This is a genomic window from uncultured Caulobacter sp., assembly GCF_937900395.1.
Lineage (GTDB): Bacteria > Pseudomonadota > Alphaproteobacteria > Caulobacterales > Caulobacteraceae > Caulobacter.
On the sequence record NZ_CALCDX010000139.1, the window covers coordinates 1 to 2,523 of the forward strand.

Consider the following 2,523-nt stretch of genomic DNA (forward strand, 5'->3'; position numbering starts at 1 on the left):
CGCCGGGCGGCTACACCTTCTGGGACTATCAGGCCGGCGCCTGGCAGCGGAACCTGGGCATCCGCATCGACCACCTGCTGCTGTCGCCGCAAGCAGCCGACCGTCTCGAGAACGTGGTCATCCACCGCGACGAGCGCGACAAGGAAAAGCCGTCAGACCACGTCCCGGTCGTCGGCCACTTCCGGATCTGACGCGAGTTTCCACCCCTCTGGGCGGGAATCGCAACCGCCGCTAGTCTGCCAGGCATGAGCGAACTCGCGCGTCTTTTGCTGTTCGTGGCCATCGCCGGCACGGCGGTGACGTTCATGGGTAGCTTCGCCATCTGGTACGGCGACGAGGACCGGCGCATCCGCCGAGCCTTGCGCAATGTGCTCAAGAGCGAGCCGGAGGGCGTCATCGTCGCGCGCGGACGCGGCCGGGGCGCGGGCTTCTCGTTCTCCACCAATCTGTTGGCCGTCGCCTGGGATCGGGGTGGCTGGTGCCTGGTCTATCGCCTGGACGAGCTGACCGGCGCGGAGCTCCTGGTGGACAATCAAGTCATGGGCCGGGTGTTCCGGGGCGAGGGCCGCCGCACCATCGACCACATGTCACCGCAAGCCGACACCGTCACCCTTCGCCTCGTCTTCGACGATCCGCGCCACCCAGACTTCACCCTGGACCTGTGGGCGCCGGGCGACGAACAACGCCGCGAGAGCCGTTCCGCCGGCGAGCTGGTGCAGGAGGCCAACCGCTGGCTGGCCCGTTGCGAGGCGATCGTGCGTCGTCCGCTGCCGCCCCGTCCGGAGAAAGCCGCGCCAGCGACCGTCGCGACCGCGTCACCGCCGCCCCCGCCTGCCCAGCAGGCCGCGCCGCCGAGACCCGCCGCGCCGCCGCCCGAGCCGTTCGACGACGACCCGTACGAAGATGACGCTTACGAGAGCGGCGAGGCGCTGTTCGATGCGCCGGAGCCCGCGCCCGTCGCGTCGCCCACGTCGCGCCATTCGACCTTCGATCAGGTGGCCCGCCCCGCCCCCGCCCGCGCGCGTTCGGCCGAGCCGGACATGTTCGACGATCCCCCGTGGGACGACGAGGACCCGCCGCCCCCGCCTCCTCCGCCCGAGCCGAGCTACAAGCCCGTCTCCAAGGCGCGCCGCGAGACGCCTAGCGACCAAGACGAGCTGCCGTTCGACCTGGACGACTAGCCTTCGACCGCCTGCTCGACCGCCAGCGCCAGGTCGAGGGCGCGGGCCGCCTCCTGCCCCGTCACCACGGGACGCGGCGCCTCGGCGCGCACGGCGGCCAGAAAGCCCGCGACCGACAGGCCCAGCGGGTCCTTGCCGACCGGCGTCTCGGTGAAGTTCTCAATCAGTGGATAAGGCGTCGTGTTGCGGAAGGCGCGGGTCAGGAAGTCGATCTCGACCTCGCCCGACGGATAGACGACCTTCATGGTCCGCTCGCGGGCCTCGGCGACGCGGGAGCTGTCGAACACGGCGGTGAAGCCATTGTCGAAGGTCGCCTCGGCCTTCACCCAGTCAAGAGAGGTCGAGCGGGTGATCGCCCCCTCGCCTTCCACCGCCACCGGCTCGCCGTCGCACAGCGCCAGGGCCAGGTCGATGTCGTGGATCATCAGGTCCAGCACGACCGAAACGTCGAGATTGCGATCCGAGGGCGTGCCGCGGCGCACCGCCTCCAGCCGCAGCGGCTGTTCGGGGATGTCCAGCAGGCCCATGGCCTGGAAAACCACACGCTCCTGGTGACCGCAGGCTAGCGGCACGCCGGCCTTGGCGGCGGCGGCGACCATCTTGTCGGCGTCCTCGGGCGTCACGGCCAGCGGCTTCTCCGAATAGACCGGCTTGCCCGCCTTCAGCGCCGCCAGCGCCGCCCCGGCGTGGTGCACCGCCGGCGTCGCCACGGTGACCACGTCGACGGCGGCCAGGAAGGCGTCCATGTCGTCGAAGGCCTTGGCGCCCAGCGGCCCGGCCAGCGCTTCGGCCCGCGCGAGGTCGACGTCGAACACGGCCGCCAGCGTCACGTCCGGCAGTTCCGCATACTTCTTGGCGTGATAGCCGCCGAACACCCCGGCGCCGACGACGCCCGCTTTCAGAGTCTGGGTCATGGCGCGCTGTCTACCCCGCTTCGCGACCGCATAGAAGCACTGGAGCCTTCCCTAAGGACGCGATAAACATTCGTTTAAATTCACAACACTTGGCTCAGCCAAGGGAGGAAGATCATGACCACGTCGCGCGAAATCCGCCTGAAGAGCCGTCCCGTCGGCCTGCCCAAGGCCTCGGACTTCGAATTGGCCACGGTCGAGCTGCCCGCGCCGGGCCCTGACGAGATCCAGGTCCGGAACCTGTGGATGTCGGTCGACCCCTACATGCGCGGCCGCATGTACGACCGTCCCAGCTATGTGCCGCCCTTCCAGCTTGGCCACGCCCTGCAAGGCGGCGCGATCGGCGAGGTCATCGCGTCCAATGATCCCAACTTCAAGCCGGGCGACATCGTCAACTCGATGTTCGGCTGGCGCGAGGCCTATAACGCCTC

General features: G+C 69.4%; 3 protein-coding genes and 1 pseudogene. 3 read left to right on the top strand and 1 reads right to left on the bottom strand.

Annotated elements, in window-relative coordinates:
* Window positions 1-191: endonuclease/exonuclease/phosphatase family protein (locus tag Q0379_RS11380; protein WP_366519323.1), on the top strand; the 191-nt coding region annotated here is incomplete at its 5' end.
* A gap of 54 nt (window positions 192-245) precedes the next feature.
* Window positions 246-1,181 (top strand): hypothetical protein, encoded by a 936-nt coding sequence (locus Q0379_RS11385; RefSeq protein ID WP_299008529.1) that lies wholly within the window; start codon window positions 246-248, stop codon window positions 1,179-1,181.
* Here the strand turns inward: Q0379_RS11385 and Q0379_RS11390 are convergent.
* Complete coding sequence (locus Q0379_RS11390; protein WP_299008532.1) at window positions 1,178-2,095, bottom strand: Gfo/Idh/MocA family oxidoreductase; 918 nt, start codon at window positions 2,093-2,095, stop codon at window positions 1,178-1,180. The genes Q0379_RS11385 and Q0379_RS11390 overlap by 4 nt on opposite strands.
* A 114-nt stretch (window positions 2,096-2,209) precedes the next feature.
* Here Q0379_RS11390 and Q0379_RS11395 point away from each other — a divergent pair.
* A pseudogene (locus tag Q0379_RS11395) lies at window positions 2,210-2,523 on the top strand (NADP-dependent oxidoreductase); the annotation flags it as partial.